The sequence below is a fragment of the Pseudomonas sp. KH_017 genome (assembly GCF_057840285.1).
In genome coordinates this window covers 4881199-4896102 of the sequence record NZ_CM174509.1, presented here as the reverse complement: position 1 = coordinate 4896102, position 14904 = coordinate 4881199, and the positions used below count along the sequence as shown (strand labels likewise).

16 protein-coding genes are annotated in these 14904 nt (G+C 59.3%); 10 read left to right on the top strand and 6 right to left on the bottom strand.

The genetic code is table 11. The annotated features are described in order from the left end of the window. Window positions 1–229: 229 nt before the first annotated feature. A complete protein-coding gene (locus tag AC3IT6_RS22230) occupies window positions 230–943 on the bottom strand; it encodes a response regulator transcription factor (RefSeq protein ID WP_489352817.1) in 714 nt (237 codons plus the stop codon). Beyond that, window positions 940–1098, bottom strand: a complete 159-nt coding sequence (locus tag AC3IT6_RS22225) for a hypothetical protein (protein ID WP_191628043.1) — start codon at window positions 1096–1098, stop codon at window positions 940–942. The genes AC3IT6_RS22230 and AC3IT6_RS22225 overlap by 4 nt, the downstream gene beginning before the upstream one ends. Before the next feature lie 613 nt (window positions 1099–1711). Here AC3IT6_RS22225 and AC3IT6_RS22220 point away from each other — a divergent pair. The 4 genes from AC3IT6_RS22220 (at window position 1712) to AC3IT6_RS22205 (ending at window position 6884) form a co-directional block, all read left to right on the top strand. After that, a complete protein-coding gene (locus tag AC3IT6_RS22220) occupies window positions 1712–3316 on the top strand; it encodes a response regulator (protein ID WP_489352814.1) in 1605 nt (534 codons plus the stop codon). Beyond that, a complete protein-coding gene (locus tag AC3IT6_RS22215; protein ID WP_489352812.1) occupies window positions 3313–4005 on the top strand; it encodes a sensor histidine kinase in 693 nt (230 codons plus the stop codon). The genes AC3IT6_RS22220 and AC3IT6_RS22215 overlap by 4 nt, the downstream gene beginning before the upstream one ends. 201 nt (window positions 4006–4206) lie before the next feature. Continuing rightward, window positions 4207–5451 (top strand): glutamine synthetase family protein, encoded by a 1245-nt coding sequence (locus tag AC3IT6_RS22210; RefSeq protein WP_489356646.1) that lies wholly within the window; start codon window positions 4207–4209, stop codon window positions 5449–5451. 62 nt (window positions 5452–5513) lie between these two features. Then, on the top strand, window positions 5514–6884 hold the full coding sequence (locus tag AC3IT6_RS22205; protein ID WP_489352810.1) for an MFS transporter: 1371 nt from the start codon (window positions 5514–5516) through the stop codon (window positions 6882–6884). 63 nt (window positions 6885–6947) lie between these two features. On the opposite strand, the gene AC3IT6_RS22200 is transcribed toward AC3IT6_RS22205, so the two are convergent. The 4 genes from AC3IT6_RS22200 to flgA all read right to left on the bottom strand — a co-directional run bounded on the left by AC3IT6_RS22200 (window position 6948) and on the right by flgA (window position 9554). Next, window positions 6948–7694 (bottom strand): flagellar brake protein, encoded by a 747-nt coding sequence (locus tag AC3IT6_RS22200; RefSeq protein ID WP_489352808.1) that lies wholly within the window; start codon window positions 7692–7694, stop codon window positions 6948–6950. A 92-nt stretch (window positions 7695–7786) separates the two neighbouring features. Then, window positions 7787–8254, bottom strand: a complete 468-nt coding sequence (locus tag AC3IT6_RS22195; protein WP_150726097.1) for a flagella synthesis protein FlgN — start codon at window positions 8252–8254, stop codon at window positions 7787–7789. 48 nt (window positions 8255–8302) lie between these two features. Next, complete coding sequence (gene flgM, locus AC3IT6_RS22190; protein WP_056728065.1) at window positions 8303–8629, bottom strand: flagellar biosynthesis anti-sigma factor FlgM; 327 nt, start codon at window positions 8627–8629, stop codon at window positions 8303–8305. 166 nt (window positions 8630–8795) lie between these two features. Further along, window positions 8796–9554 carry a flagellar basal body P-ring formation chaperone FlgA gene (gene flgA / locus AC3IT6_RS22185; protein WP_489352805.1) on the bottom strand — a complete coding sequence of 253 codons (759 nt, stop codon included), beginning with the start codon at window positions 9552–9554 and terminating at the stop codon, window positions 8796–8798. Window positions 9555–9637: 83 nt separating this feature from the next. On the opposite strand from flgA, the gene AC3IT6_RS22180 reads away from it, so the two are divergent. The 6 genes from AC3IT6_RS22180 to flgE all read left to right on the top strand — a co-directional run bounded on the left by AC3IT6_RS22180 (window position 9638) and on the right by flgE (window position 14766). Next, on the top strand, window positions 9638–10570 hold the full coding sequence (locus tag AC3IT6_RS22180) for a chemotaxis protein CheV (protein WP_007980130.1): 933 nt from the start codon (window positions 9638–9640) through the stop codon (window positions 10568–10570). Window positions 10571–10615: 45 nt separating this feature from the next. Beyond that, complete coding sequence (gene cheR / locus AC3IT6_RS22175) at window positions 10616–11443, top strand: protein-glutamate O-methyltransferase CheR (RefSeq protein ID WP_007994597.1); 828 nt, start codon at window positions 10616–10618, stop codon at window positions 11441–11443. A gap of 367 nt (window positions 11444–11810) precedes the next feature. Next, on the top strand, window positions 11811–12218 hold the full coding sequence (gene flgB, locus AC3IT6_RS22170) for a flagellar basal body rod protein FlgB (RefSeq protein WP_008051530.1): 408 nt from the start codon (window positions 11811–11813) through the stop codon (window positions 12216–12218). A 3-nt stretch (window positions 12219–12221) separates the two neighbouring features. Then, a complete protein-coding gene (gene flgC / locus AC3IT6_RS22165; RefSeq protein WP_007980123.1) occupies window positions 12222–12665 on the top strand; it encodes a flagellar basal body rod protein FlgC in 444 nt (147 codons plus the stop codon). A gap of 15 nt (window positions 12666–12680) precedes the next feature. Then, entirely contained in the window at window positions 12681–13403 is a 723-nt protein-coding gene (flgD, locus tag AC3IT6_RS22160; protein ID WP_489352802.1) for a flagellar hook assembly protein FlgD, read from the top strand. A 31-nt stretch (window positions 13404–13434) separates the two neighbouring features. Continuing rightward, complete coding sequence (gene flgE / locus AC3IT6_RS22155) at window positions 13435–14766, top strand: flagellar hook protein FlgE (RefSeq protein ID WP_489352800.1); 1332 nt, start codon at window positions 13435–13437, stop codon at window positions 14764–14766. The last annotated feature ends 138 nt before the right edge of the window (window positions 14767–14904 follow it).

Below are 14904 nucleotides of genomic sequence, written 5' to 3'. Positions count from 1 at the left end.
GAGGCATCGCGCGCGTGAACGGATCCGCATGATCGCATCCGCCGTGAACTATCGAGCAGCACAAGGCTTAATGAGCGCGGCGGGTAGATACAGGTTAACGCGGCAGGAGATACCAGGAACGACATCAGCATTGCGGGTACCCTGTTCTGGGTCTTCGACAAGGATGGCGACACAGTGACGACCTACCCCCTGAAAGTGAAGGGCAGACCGTCTTGTATTGACTTGAAATTCAATCCAGTTCCACCCAGACGGACTCGGTCGGTGCTTCGTTGGTGAGCCCGTGTTTCAGCGCATACATCAACAAATCGATGCGGTTGATGAGATTAAGCTTTTGATAGATGTTGCTGAGGTGGTTGTGCACGGTGTGCTCGCTGATCCCCAGGCGCCCGGCGATGCTCACATATTTGGCGGACGGTTCGCCCACGATGGCGCGAATCAGTTCTCTCTCGCGCAGCGTCAACCGCGCCTGTTTCGCCTGCTCCAGATTGCATTTCATGGGTATATGCCCGGTCGCGGCATAGCCGGAAAGGCCGCCAGCCCAGGCTCTATCCATTGCGAAGTCGCTATGGTGGACCTTGAGGATGGCCTGGATAATCGATTCCGTCGGGTCTTCCGCCAGCACGATGCCGCGAGCGCCAGCCTCTATCGCCTGGGCAGCGGGGACGACTTCGTACAGACCCTTGAGCAGCAGCACTTTCATTTCGGCGCTACGGGTGAGTCCCGCGACGATCTCCAGAGGATTTAGTGCATCCGGAAAGAAACTGAAAAAAATGACATTGGGCCGCAACTGATCGGCAAGATCCAGCGCACTGGTATAAGTGGTGGCCTGTGCTATCACTTCCATCTGGGGCTTTCTGGCATTGATCAAGTCGTGAAGGCCCTTAAGCACGAGGGGGCGACAATCGATCAACATCACGCGAATGGGGTCTTTTTGGTCAGTCATGATCTTCCTGACCCCCTTGAAAAACCAGCGATGGCCTCCAGAGGTCCTTGGGCCATTTCCATCAACAGCACCGGCAGGGAGGGCGAACGTTTCCAACAGGCAGACAAAGCCCGGGAGAGAAGATCAATACGAGTAATTTTCAATGGTTTGCGCATGATGATGTGCTCCCGCCCGCCTCACAACTGATTCTAGGCCAGCCCGGAGCGCTACCTGTCTGCCCATCCGTCGGTCCTCGATGTAAGCCCAGTGCGAGTAGGCCTGACCGCTGTTCTCAAGAGGGGGGGTAACCCTCGAAAATCAAGGTATTAGGCTCGCCACAGGTGGCCAGTGGCCAAGGTCTGATCCTGATTGAAGTCGTCAATTAATCGACGAGTGGTGTTCACTTAGGAGTGCCAATATCGACTTAGTCAATTTATCGGCGAATTCTGCCTGACCGGCCACCGGCATTTGCTGATGTTCATGTATTGCTGGTGTTCATGTATCAGCATTTTTTTGTGCGTGAGGTGTCGTTTTCAGTAAGGGCTTCACATATTCAGAATGAGCGTCGGGGAAGGCTCTCAAGGGAACGCTGTTGCTGGCCGATAACCCGGACAGTCAGGGGCTTGTTCGTCTCTTCCGGTCGGCATGGGGGCTCATTGTCTATGCGAAGGTGTTTGATAGCCTAGTGCCACCCGTTATCATCTGCGCGCCAAATCAAGGGCTGCGAAGCTGAGTCCGTCCGTGTATTTGTCTTTGGGTTCTTCTTCTTAAATTGCCTGGAAATCTTCGATGCTGTCGTATCACCAAAAGCGTTTTCTGATCGTCGATGATTTCTCGGACTTTCGCAGTTCGGTCAGGTCGATGCTGCGCGAACTGGGCGTCAAGGAAGTGGACACTGCCGATACCGGCGAGCAGGCGCTGAAAATGTGCTCGCAGAAGGCCTACGATTTCATCCTGCAGGACTTTCACCTGGGTGACGGCAAGAAGAATGGCCAGCAGGTGCTTGAAGACCTGATGGAAGAAAAGCTGATCAGCCATGAAGCGGTGTTCGTCATGGTCACCGCCGAAACCAGCCAGGCCATGGTACTCAGTGCGTTGGAGCATGAACCCGATGCCTACCTGACCAAGCCATTCAACCGTTCCAGCCTGGCCCAGCGCCTGGAGCGCCTGGAGCAGCGCAAGACCCTGCTCAAGCCGATCCTGCAGGCCCTCGACCGGGGCAAGCCGATGGAGGTGCTCAACGCCTGTATCGCCCTGTGCAAGCAAGATATCCGTTACTCGCCATTGTGCCTGCGCTATCGCGCCGATGCCCTGCGCGACCTGAATCAGAACGAAGCGCTGGAGCGCCTCTACGACGGCATCATCGCCGATCGCCCGTTGCCATGGGCGTTTGCCGGGTTGGGCAAGTTGTTGTTCAAGCGTGGCCAGGTCGGGCAGGCCAAGGGCATTTATGAAAAAGCCCTGAAAGTCTTCCCGATGATGCCGTCGTTGTATGACGGCATGGCGGATGTACTGGTCGCCGAAGGGGACACCAAGGGTGCACAGCGCGTTCTGGAGGAGGCGATTCGCCTGTCGCCGCTGGCGGTGCGCCGGCAAGCGTTGCTCGGTAAGCTGGCGATGACCAACGAAGACTTCGACACCGCAGCCAAGGCCTATCGCCAGGCAGTGAGCCAGGGCGCGCAGTCGCGGTTCAAGGATGCCGAGAGCAACCTCGGCCTGGCCCATGCGTTGATCAGCAAGGGCAGCGAAAGGGGCCTGGACACGCGGACCCGACTGGAAATCAACACCACATTGAGCGCCGTGGCCAAGGAAAACCCTTCCGATCCGGGCCTGCAAATCCGGGCGCGCCTGATGAAGGCCACCAGCCTGTTGCTCAACGATGCCGAGACGGCGGACAAGCTCACCGAGCAAGCCTTGTTGCGTCTGGACGGCATGGAGCAATTCATGAGCGCCGAAGCGGCGTTGCTGGTGGCCAAGCAACTGAAAATGCTCGGGCAGACCGAGGCCGGCACCGCGATGCTGAAAAACTGCGTGGAAATCTATGGCGACGATCCGGTGGTCATGAAGGACATCGCCAAGCAGACGGACGACCCGAGCATCCTCAATTCCGGCAACGCCGCCGCGGAGCTCAACCGTCAGGGCGTGCGTGTGTACAAGACCGGCAACCTGGTGGAGGCCCGGCAGGTATTCCGCAAAGCCCTGGCGATGCAACCGAAGAACATCAGTATCGCCCTGAACATGGCGCAGTCGTTGTTGCACGGCACCGATACCAGCGCTCCTTCGGCGGAGCTGGAGGAGTGCCGGACCTGCCTGAAAATGGTCGGCCTGATGCCCGACTCCGACGCGCGCTATCCGCGTTACCAGAAGCTGAAAAGCAAGGCATTTGGCCAATGAGCGACAACAAACAGGCACTGGATTTCTCCACGGTGATCGCCTCTACCGTGCATGACATGAAGAACTCGCTGGCCATGCTGATGCAGGCCCACAGCCAGTGGCTGGCGCGATTGCCGGAGTCGGCGCAGAAGACGCCGGAGCAGGGCGTGATCGACTTCGAGTTCGCCCACCTCAACGGCATGCTGGTGCAGTTGCTGGGGCTGTACAAACTCGGCGTCAACCAGATGCCGTTGCAGCCGGCCTACCATGAACTGGACGACTTCATCGAAGCGCAACTGGCATGCCATCAGGAGGTGTTCGCCAGCCGCGGCATCATGGCCACCTTTGAAGTGGACCCACTGAGCCCGCTGGGTTTCTTCGACCGTGAGTTGATCGCGTCGGTATTGGCCAACTGCATCAACAACGCCATTCGCTTTGCACGGCATGCCGTTTTGATCAGCGTCAGCGACGAAGCCGGGCAACTGGTGTTGACCATCAATGACGATGGCGAGGGATACCCGACGCAGATGCTCGAGCGTCAGGCCGATTACGTGCAGGGCATCAATCAAAGCACTGGCAGCACCGGGCTGGGCCTGTACTTTGCCGGGCGAATTGCCGCACTGCATCAACGCAACGGCGTGGGTGGGCGTACCGAAATCAGCAATGGTGGTCTGTTGGGCGGTGGGGTGTTCCGCCTTTACCTGCCCTGACGGGCAGCATATTTTTCGACGCTGCTTGAAATTCCGAACACGCGGAGCCTATTTTGTACGGTCGCCGTTCGCGGCCCGCACAATAACAAGGATAGCGTCATGAGGACCGTTGGCCTGAGTTCACTCGCGCAGCGATTGACGGGCATTGATGAAGTTGAGTGTGTCACGCCGGATTTGAATGGCGTTCCACGGGGCAAAGTGATGACCTGCGAGGGCTTTCTCGACGGTCGACGCTTGCAGATGGCGCGGGGCGTGCTGCTGCAATGCATCATGGGCGGATACCCGCCAGCGCGTTTTTACGGCAGCGATGACGGCGACCTCGCGTTGATCCCGGACCCTGCACAAATCCACCGCTTGCCCTGGAGCCATCCACCGCGGGGCTTGGCCATTTGCGACGCGAATGAACTGGGCACCACCACCAGCTCCAGCCTGTCGACCCGTGGTCAGCTCAAGGCCGTGATTGCCCGTTACGCGGCCCGCGGCCTGGCGCCCGTGGTGGCGACCGAGCTTGAGTTCTTCGTTTTTGCGCCTAACACCGACCCGACTCAGTCGTTCCAGCCGCCGTTGGGGCTGGACGGTCGCCGCGAAGACGGTCAGTCGGCGTTCAGCGTCAGTTCCAATAACGGCTTGCGGCCGTTCTTCAATGAAGTCTACGAGTGCATGGCGGCGTTGGGGTTGCCTCGCGATACCTTCATGCACGAAATGGGCGTCAGCCAGTTCGAGATCAATCTGCTGCACGGTGATCCGTTGGTGCTGGCCGACCAGACGTTCCTGTTCAAGCACTTGCTCAAGGAAGTGGCCCTCAAGCACGGCCTGAGCGTGGTGTGCATGGCCAAGCCGTTGCCGCATACGCCGGGCAGTTCGATGCATATTCACCAAAGTGTGGTGGAGATCGATTCGGGGCGTAACGTGTTCAGTGATGAAGCGGGGCAGGAGACGCCGACGTTCCGCCACTTCATTGCCGGTCAGCAAGTTTGCATGGCCGACTTCACCGCGTTGTTTGCGCCGAACGTGAATTCCTATCAGCGCTTGTGCCACCCTTACGCCTCACCGAATAATGCCTGCTGGTCCCACGACAACCGGGCGGCCGGCCTGCGCATTCCGGCCAGTTTGCCGGTGGCCCGTCGGGTCGAGAACCGCTTGCCGGGGGCCGATGCCAATCCGTATCTGGCGATTGCCGCAAGCCTGGCGGCGGGCTTGCATGGTATCGAGAACGCACTGGAACCGAGTGCGCCGACCCAGGGTGAGTTCGAAGTGCCGGACAATCTTTCGTTGCCGTGTACCTTGCATGCGGCACTTGAGCGTCTGAAACGTAGCCAGTTGGCCAAGGAACTGTTCGGCGCGGAATTCATCGAAGGCTACATCGCTTCGAAGACCCTGGAGCTGAGCAGTTTCCATGATGAAATTACGCCCTGGGAGCGTCGTGTTTTAGCGACCCAGGCCTGACGATCCGTCGACATCCGGCTATCGTTTAGCGGTAGCCGATTCTCACTGCAAGGAGCCGCTCGTTGCGCCAAATCTGGAAATCCTTTCGAGCGCTGTATTTCGCCTCGCTGATGATGTTGATCGGCTCGGGCCTGTTGAGTACTTACCTGGGCCTGCGCCTGGCGGCCGACCATGTCGACAGCCTGTGGGTCGGTGCTTTGATGGCCGCCAACTATTTCGGCCTGGTGCTGGGGGGCAAGATCGGTCACCGGTTGATTGCCCGGGTCGGGCATATCCGGGCCTACTCGGCCTGTGCCGGGATTGTCGGCGCGGCGGTGTTGGGTCATGGCCTGACCGATTGGTTGCCGGCCTGGCTGTTCCTGCGGGTGATCGTCGGCCTCGGCATGATGTGCCAGTACATGGTGATCGAGAGCTGGCTGAACGAACAGGCCGAGGCCACGCAGCGCGGGTTGGTATTCAGCGGTTACATGATCGCCTCCTACCTGGGCCTGGTGATGGGGCAACTGATTCTGGTCATGCATCCGGCGCTGGGGCTGGAGCTGCTGATGCTGGTCGCCCTGTGTTTCGCCCTGTGTCTGGTGCCCGTGGCCCTGACGCGGCGGATCCACCCGGCACCCTTGCATCCGGCACCGATGGAGCCACGGTTCTTTATCAAGCGCGTGCCACAGTCATTGAGCACGGTGCTCGGGGCGGGCCTGATCGTCGGTTCGTTCTACGGTCTGGCACCGCTGTATGCCTCGCAGCAAGGGTTGTCCACGGAGCAGGTCGGTCTGTTCATGGGTAGCTGCATTTTTGCCGGGCTGCTGGTGCAGTGGCCATTGGGCTGGTTGTCCGATCGCTACGACCGGGCCGTGTTGATCCGCAGTTTTGCATTCAGCCTGGCCCTGGCTGCACTGCCGCTGGCGATCATGCCGCAGGTGCCGTTGGAGATTCTGTTTATCGCCGGATTTGTCTGTTCGCTGGTGCAGTTCTGCCTGTATCCATTGGCAGTGGCGTTCTCCAACGACCATGTCGAAGGCGATCGCCGGGTGTCCCTGACGGCGATGTTGCTGGTGACCTATGGTGTTGGCGCGAGTATCGGACCGCTGGTGGCAGGCGTGCTGATGAAGCTGTTCGGCAGCCAGATGCTCTACGCGTTTTTCAGCTTCTTTGCGTTGGTACTGGTGTGGCGGATTCGCCCGAAAGCGGTGACCAACCTGCATCAGGTCGATGACGCACCGCTGCATCACGTGGCCATGCCGGACAATATGACGAGTTCGCCACTGGTGGCCTGCCTCGACCCGCGTGTTGATGAGCAGGTGGTGCAGGATCAGATGTGCAACCCGGTGAATCCGGAACCGCCAGCCGAACCTGAATCCGAATCAGAAACCGATCAACCGCCAGAAGACCCTGATTCGGGGCGCGAGCAAAGCTTTACCGAGGCCAGGCCTTAAAACCGGGGCACAAAAAAACGGGCAGTCACCGCAAGGGACTGCCCGTTTTTTGTTGACGCTCTATCAGATGTCGTCTTTGTCGAAGCGACGTGCTTCGCGTTGCAACTGATAGACGAAGCGCTCGACCTGACGCTGCACCAGCCCGCTCATGTTGTGGAAGCGAACGCCGGCGAAGGTGGTGGAGATCTTTTCTTCGAAGTGCAGATAACGCAACTCGACCGGCGCGGTCATCTTGCCAAAGGGCAGTTCGGCGTTGAAGCGGTCGTAAACCTGACCCAGTTGCAGGCTGCCAGTGATGTCGCCGTCGAAGCGCAGTTTGCAGCCGGTAGCGGAAATATCCAGCAGCTTGCCGCTGATGGGAGCCTTGAGCTTTTCGCCGTCGAGGTTGACGTTGACCAGTTGTGCCAGTTTCAGCGCGGCGCGGAACGCATTGCGGCGCTGGTGGTACACCACTTCATCGGGCAGGGCGCCGCGATAGCAGCGGCTGCCAGCGGATTCGTCGATATTCAACCGGCCGTTGCTTTCCCAGGCAATGCGTACGCCTTCGTGGAAGCCTTCGACCCTGAACGGCTCGCCCGCCAGCAGGTAGCGCTCGCCATCACGGGGGATCATTTCGTCCAGGGCAATCATGTTGCTGTCACGGTCCAGGTCCACCAGATAGCTCTGGAAGCGCTGGCTGCGCTCGTGGAACGTGATGATCAGCGGGTCATGGCTTTCGAGCAGCTGGCGCAGGTTGCTGGAGATTTCCAAGGGCGTGGAGAGCACCTTGGGTGGCTGCGGAGCATCATCCACGGATAAGGCATTGGACACGGTTAATCAATCTCCAGACAAAATTTGACTACGGCAGTCTGGCAGTTTGCCAGTATGTTGCGCGTCTTGATAGAGCGGGGGCATTGACCGGCTCATGCCTGACTGAGCGGGCGCGGCTTGGCAAGCTTGGAGAATGTTCCGCTGGCATCGTAAAGCGCCGGGGTTTCACCGCCGGTGAGGATTTTCAGCTGGGTGGCCGTAGCTGCCTGCTGAGTGAGGATCGACTGGCCGTTGTTGGCGTTGATGGCCTGGCACTGGGCCAGGAGATCGGTCAGCACGTCACTTTGCGCCAGCAACTGCTCGCCAATGCTCGACTGGCCGGCCAGTTGCTCCAGACCGCCGCGGTTGGTCGGCAGGTTGAGGCTGGCGAGGATTTCACTGCGCTTGCGGCCATGCTGTTCGAGCAAAACGACCAATGCCTGTTTCTGCGCCAGGATGTTCTCGAGCAATGGCATGTCGCGGCCATGCAATGCGAGGGATTCGGTCTGCAGTAACTCCAGCAGGTGTTGCGCCGGGGCGAAGTCGTCGGTGATCAGTTGCAGTAGATGAGTGTCGTGCATGGCTGGCCTTGGGTTTTAAGCGTCCAAAAGCCTGGCGCCGGCGGTGGCCTAGCGCTGGGCTTCGAAGTTGAGCAGTTTGCTGGCTACACGGTTGCTGTCGACTTTATAGCTGCCATCGGCAATCGCTGCTTTCAACTCGGCCACGCGGGCGTTGTCGACGGCAGGCTGATCGCGCAGCTTGTCAGTGACCTTCTGCAACTGTTGAGCCTCATTGCTGAGATGTACCGATTCCCCGCTTTTGACGGTACCGGCCTGTTCGGCCGCGGACTCCAGCGGCGCGGATTTGCCGGCCTCGGCGCTTTCCTTGCTGGCGCTGGTACGTGTACTGCCCGTAAGGGACGAGGAGCTGTTCAAACGGCTGAAATCGATGACCATGATAAAAACCTCTGGGAATTTGGACGCTTGCCATGGTTTCGGCCATTCCCTGGAAAACTTTAGGCCCATTTATCAATGAACCTTGCGCGCGCCAGCGCTTGCCGTGCATGGAACACAGTCTAGGGAACAGCCGCGGCAAGCGCCACATTCTGATGAGCTGAGCGCCTTACATGGACACTTCCACCTGCCCCGGCGCCATGACCTGCGCCTTGATGACTCGCTGGGAGTTGAGGTTTTTCACCCGGATCTGTTCGCTCAAGCTGCCGTTTGACAGCGCTTCGCCCGGCATGCGCACGCTGAGCGTACCGCTGCGGGCGGTAATCACCACCTGATCACCCTTGCGGATGACCTCGGCCTGTTCGATATGCACCAGGGTAATCACCTGGTCGGCGACCATTGGTCGGGTCAGTCGTTGCCCGATCGCCTGATCGAGGGAGGTCAGGTAGCCCTGGCTGGTGAGGCTGATATCGCGCTCGCGCAGGACCACATCCCCAGGCTCGACAATGGCGGCGCGGCGCAGTGGCCGGGCGCTGGTGACGACATCGCGAAACAGGCGGACTTGAGCGGGTACGAAGACTGTCCAGGGGGAAGCGCCCTCGCAGCGAACCTTGACCGTAACCCGTCCCAGCGGCTTGGGACTCTCAAGCGTTGCTGTCAATTCCTTGTCGCACATGGGCATGTGCATGCGCGGATCGAGCGGGTTGACCTGGATCTCGTAGCGACCTTCCGTTTGGCTGGTAGCCAGATAGTCTTCTACGGTGAATTCAAGAAAGCCCTGAGTGACGCCGATAAGCATGTCAGGCAAGGTAACCGCGTCAGCAAGGGCAAGGCTGCCAGCGTTGAACAGGCAAACAGCCGCCAGCACGCCGAGCAATTTTTGGCAGGGTGTGGTCAGGCGTCGGAAAAATGTCGGTTCTGTGTTCATAACGATTAAAAAAGCAAGCGCCGTGCCGTTTAGTGATGAAGGCGCGTCGCAACAACACTTGGCGTTGGTGTAGGAGTCTGGGCATGGCTGGTGTAATGGATTCGGTAAACCAGCGCACGCAACTGGTGGGGCAGAATCGCCTTGAGCTGTTGTTGTTCCGTCTCGACGGCCAGCAACTGTATGGGATCAACGTGTTCAAGGTTCGGGAGGTGCTGCAATGCCCCAAACTGACGCTGATGCCCAAGTCCAGTCCTGTCGTGTGCGGCGTGGCGAACATCCGGGGGGCGACCATTCCGATCCTTGATCTGGCGATGGCGACCGGCTCCGGTGCGTTGAAGGACAAGAACAACCCCTTCGTGATCATCACGGAGTACAACACCAAGACTCAGGGTTTCCTGGTCCGCTCGGTGGAGCGCATCGTCAACATGAACTGGGAGGAGATCCATCCGCCGCCCAAGGGCACCGGGCGCGATCACTACCTGACGGCGGTGACGCGGGTCGACAATCAGTTGGTCGAGATCATCGACGTCGAGAAGGTGCTGGCGGAAGTGGCACCGACGCCGGAGGCGATTTCCGTGGGTGTGGTGGATGTCGAAACCCAGCACAAGGCGCTTTCATTGCGCGTGCTGACGGTCGACGACTCATCGGTGGCGCGCAAGCAGGTCACGCGTTGCCTGCAAACGGTCGGCGTCGAAGTGGTGGCGTTGAATGACGGTCGGCAAGCGCTGGACTACCTGCGCAAACTGGTCGACGAGGGCAAGAAGCCGGAAGAAGAGTTCCTGATGATGATCTCCGACATCGAGATGCCAGAGATGGACGGGTACACCCTGACGGCGGAAATCCGCAACGACCCGCGCATGCAAAAGCTTCATATCATCCTGCACACTTCGTTGTCGGGGGTATTCAATCAGGCGATGGTCAAGAAGGTCGGTGCCGATGACTTCCTGGCCAAGTTCCGTCCTGATGACCTTGCATCCCGGGTAGTCGACCGGATCAAAGCAGCAGATATCAGCTAGGGGTTCGCACCCCTGGCAGTCAACACGATTTAAGAGGCGGCATCATTGTCTACGGGTAATTTGGATTTCGAACAGTTCCGGGTATTCCTGGAAAAAGCCTGCGGCATTTTGCTCGGTGAAAACAAGCAGTACTTGGTCTCCAGCCGTCTCAACAAACTGATGGAACAGCAAGGCATCAAGTCTTTGGGTGAGTTGGTTCAGCGTATGCAGACCCAGCCGCGTAGCGGTTTGCGCGAGCAGGTGGTGGATGCCATGACCACCAACGAAACCCTGTGGTTTCGTGACACCTACCCGTTTGAAGTCTTGAAGAACAAGGTGCTGCCCGAAGCGATCAAGGCCAGTCCCGGCCAGCGCCTGCGCATCTGGTCGGCGGCGTGCTCGTCGGGCCAGGAGCCGTATTCGCTGTCGATGTCCATCGACGAGTTCGAGCGGGTCAACCTGGGTCAGCTGAGGATGGGTGTGCAGATTGTTGCCACCGACCTGTCCGGCACCATGCTGAACAACTGCAAGACCGGCGAGTACGACAGCCTGGCCATCGGTCGCGGTTTGTCACCCGAGCGCCTGCAGCGTTATTTCGACCCGAAAGGGCCGGGGCGCTGGGCGATCAAGGCGCCGATCAAGAGCCGGGTGGAATTCCGTTCCTTCAACCTGCTGGACAGCTACGCGAGCCTCGGCAAGTTCGACATCGTGTTCTGCCGCAACGTGTTGATCTACTTCTCCGCCGAGGTGAAGAAGGACATCCTGTTGCGTATCCACAGCACGTTGAAGCCGGGCGGTTACCTGTTCCTCGGTGCTTCCGAAGCGTTGAACGGTTTGCCGGATCATTACCAGATGGTCCAGTGCAGCCCGGGGATCATTTACCAGGCGAAGTGATTTTGTTGGTGTTGTCAAAAACGGGAGTCCTCTGGGGCTCCCGTTTCTTTTTGCCTGCTGCTTTCTCACAGGCACCACCTACCCCTGTGGGAGCGGGCTTGCTCGCGAAAGCGTCTTGTCAGCCAGTATTTGTTTTTCTGACACACCGCTTTCGCGAGCAAGCCCGCTCCCACAGTTGTTCGGTGGCGTTGGTGAGATGAGTGCCAAGCGGCAGAAAAGCGGCATCCGGCGGAAAACCGTTGCCGCTTTTCTGGCATTGCCGCGTTGCCATGGCCGGCAAAGCCCCGGTTTCCGGGCTTTTTTGAATTGGCATGGGGCTTGCTAAGTTGATCCTACGAAAAATCAGGTCACCCGAAGGTTTCCCGACATGAGCATCAGCTTCGATAAAGCGCTCGGTATCCACGAACAAGCCCTGGGCTTCCGCGCCCAGCGCGCCGAAGTCCTGGCCAACAACATCGCCAACGCCGATACCCCGAACTACAAGGCTCGGGACCTGGACTTCTCGAAAGTGCTCGCCGAGCAGAACGAGAAAACCAAAAGCGGCACCTTCGCCTTGAACATGACCAACAGCCGTCATATTGAAGCTGAAGGCCTGGGCAATGGCGACGAGTCGTTGCTGTATCGCACGCCGATGCAACCGTCGATCGACCAGAACACCGTGGACGCTCAGCTGGAACAGTCGAACTACGCGGAAAACGCGATCGGCTTCCAGGCCAGCTTCACCCTGCTCAACAGCAAATTCAAAGGGCTGGTGTCAGCCCTGCGCGGAGAGTAAGCCATGTCTCTATCCAGTGTTTTCAACATTGCCGGTAGCGGCATGAGTGCGCAGACCACGCGCTTGAACACCGTCGCTTCGAACATCGCCAACGCCGAGACGGTCTCGTCGAGCATCGACCAGACCTACCGCGCGCGCCACCCGGTATTCGCCACCATGTTCCAGGGCGGCCAGAGCGGCGGCAGCGACTCGTTGTTCCAGAGCCAGGATGCCGCTGGCCAAGGCGTGCAGGTGCTGGGTGTGGTCGAAGACCAGAGCAATCTCGAGGCGCGCTACGAGCCGAACCATCCGGCGGCCGATGCCAAGGGTTATGTCTACTACCCGAACGTCAACGTGGTGGAGGAAATGGCCGACATGATTTCCGCGAGCCGTTCGTTCCAGACCAACGCCGAAATGATGAACACCGCCAAAACCATGATGCAGAAGGTCCTGACCCTCGGTCAGTGATAAGGGGCGACTCAGATGAGTGTTACCGATTCCACCAGTGGTTTGAGCCTCAACGATATCCTGGCCAACTCCTCGATCAAGACCAACACCACGACTGACGGCCTCGCGTCGGCAACCGGCAGCGCCGCGGGCAATCAGGCGCTGGGCAAGGATGCGTTCCTGCAGTTGCTGGTGACCCAGCTGAAAAACCAGAACCCACTGGAGCCCCAGGACAATGGCGCGTTCGTGGCCCAGTTGGCGCAGTTCAGCAGCCTGGAAGGCATCACCACGCTCAACAGCACCGTGAGCGGCCTGGCCAGCAACTACAACTCGTCCCAGGCCTTGCAGGCGTCGTCGCTGGTGGGCCGTTCGGTCATCGCGCCGGGCGACAAGGCCGTGGTCGATACCACCAAGAGCCTCAGCGGCACGGTGGTGGTTCCGTCTTCGGTGGCGTCCGCCACCCTGAAGATCACCGACGCCGACGGCAAGACCGTGCGCACCATCGACCTCGGTTCGCAGAAGGCCGGCAACGCCAGCTTCATCTGGGACGGCAAGAACGATGCGGGTGAGACGGTACCTGCGGGCACCTACACCTTCGGCGCCACGAGCACGATCGATGGCCAGTCCGTCGCGTTGATCACCAACCTGCCCGCCACCGTCAACAGCGTGACCATCAGCCAGACCGGCGGTGAGTTGATGCTCAATCTGGCCGGGCTGGGCAGCGTTGCCCTGTCCAAAGTACAAACCATTGGTATGTAGAGCCGACTAACACGGCACAAAGGAGTGGATGATGTCTTTCAATATCGGCCTTAGCGGTCTCTATGCAGCCAATAAACAACTGGACGTGACCGGCAACAACATCGCCAACGTCGCGACCACCGGTTTCAAATCGTCCCGCGCAGAATTCGAAGACGTGTACTCGGCGACCCGCCTGGGCACCGGCAGCAAGACCGTCGGCAACGGCGTGCGCCTGGCCAACGTTTCCCAGCAGTTCGGCCAGGGTGACGTGAGCAACACCGGCAACGTGCTCGACATGGGTATCCAGGGCAACGGCTTCTTCGTCCTGAGCAACAACGGTTCGCTGACCTACACCCGTGCCGGTACGTTCAAGACCGACAAGGAAGGCTACGTCACCAACAGCGACGGCACTGCCCGCCTGCAAGGTTACGGTGTGGATGCCAACGGCAAGATCGTCAATGGCGTGCTGACCGACCTGCGGATCGACACCTCCAACCTGGCGCCGAAATCCACCAGCACCGTGTCGTCGACGATCAACCTGAACTCCACCTCGGCGGTGATCGACCAGGCAGTGGCGGCGAACAAGTTCGACCCGTCCAAGACCGAGACCTTTACCAAGTCGTTCAGTACCCCGATCTTCGATACTCAGGGTAACCAGCACACCATGGATCAATACATGGTCAAGACTGGAGCGAACACGTGGGACACCTACACGCTGATCGATGGCCGCAATCCGGATGGCAGTGATCCTACCGTTACCGCGCCGGTTGCTTCGACCATGTCGTTCGATTCCACCGGCAAACTGACTTCGGTCAGCACACCCGTGACACCGCCAACCACGCCACCGACTTCAGTAATCAGCAGTGACCTGAAAATCACCAACTGGACCCCGGGCAGTGTCACCAATGGCGTCTGGACAGCCAACGGCGCGGCAGCCGATCCAGCAGGTTTGACCATCGCCATGGCCAGCACCACCCAGTTCAACGCCGACACCGCGCGTTCGATCCCGGCGCAGAACGGTTACGCCACGGGCCAGATCACCAACCTGACCATCGACGGCAGCGGTGTGCTGCTGGCCAACTTCAGCAACAACCAGACCAAGCCGATCGGCCAGATTTCCCTGGCCAGCTTCACCAACGAGCAAGGCCTGCAACCGGTAGGCGGCACCAGCTGGAAAGAAACCTACGCGTCGGGCATCCCGGGCTACGATGCACCGGAGACCGGCACCCTGGGTTCGATCGTTTCCAACTCCCTGGAAGAGTCCAACGTCAACCTGACCAATGAACTGGTCGACCTGATCAAGGCGCAGAGCAACTACCAGGCGAACGCCAAGACCATCTCCACCCAGAGCACCATCATGCAGACCATCATTCAGATGACCTGATGCTGGAAAGTGCTGTGCAAGGAGCCCCTCATCAGAGGGGCTTTTTTGTGCCCTGAGGTTTTGTGTTGGAGGTGATGGCCTCTTCGCGGGCAAGCCCGCTCCCACAGTTGATCGTGTTTATCTGGAAAAACTCGGTCC